Origin of the sequence: Anaerobacillus sp. MEB173, assembly GCF_052119505.1 — a bacterium.
Lineage (GTDB): Bacteria > Bacillota > Bacilli > Bacillales > JBJMAU01 > JBJMAU01.
Genome location: NZ_JBJMAU010000054.1, coordinates 1 through 843, shown reverse-complemented (window position 1 = coordinate 843; position 843 = coordinate 1). Strand labels below are relative to the sequence as shown.

The window sequence follows — 843 nt, the reverse complement described above, 5'->3', positions numbered from 1 at the left end:
TTTATTTCAAAAGGACATAACGCAGTTAAGATGCATACACGGTTAGTGGTTGCTTCGTCAGATATAGTGTTTCCAGATAAGATTGTGCCTTCCACAGGAACAGTAAGTGATTTTGAAAGTGCGAATGTACTTATTGAAGAAAGCGATGCTACATACGTTATGGATAGAGGATATCCATCGAGGGATAATCTGATGGAGTGGCAAAAGAAAAACATTTCTTTTGTTGTTCGAATTACAAAGAGTCTTAGATTATACACACTCGAGGAATACAAGCCAACTCATCAATCGATATTAAAAGATGCTAAAGTATTATTTGGAATATCAAAAGAGCCTGTCAGATATATTGAATTCATTGATGAAAAAGAAAGGCCCTATAGAATACTAACATCTAGGTTTGATTTAACTGACCAACAGATACTGGAGATTTACCGGAACCGCTGGGTAATCGAACTATTCTTTAAATGGATAAAACAGCACTTAAAACTTACAAAAATTTGGAGCACGAAGCCGCAAGGCATATGGAACCAGATGTTTCTATCCTTAATTGGATTTGGTCTATCATTGATTGTTAAATTACAAACAAAATCGACTAAAACACCATGGCAATTTTTTCGAATTTTACAAACCTATCTCTATCAAACAATGAGATCATTAAATAAAGAACTAAAAAGAAAGAAGAAGAAATCTAATGGTAGACAAAAAGTTCCTATCCCATTAGAAAAGAAGAGTCCATCGTTTGGTAACGTCGCTTTATTGAAGAAAGAAGCAAAGAGAAAGAAGAAAGTATATACACGCGGTGAAAAATTAGGAAGTTATTAGTATATGTAAAAAAAAGGGAACAAG

General features: G+C 33.8%; 1 protein-coding gene. It reads left to right on the top strand.

Annotated features, from left to right (window positions below; genetic code table 11):
* The coding region (locus tag ACJ2A9_RS23630) for a transposase (protein ID WP_441424114.1) at positions 1-819 on the top strand (819 nt) is incomplete at its 5' end.
* Between the last annotated feature and the right edge of the window lie 24 nt (positions 820-843).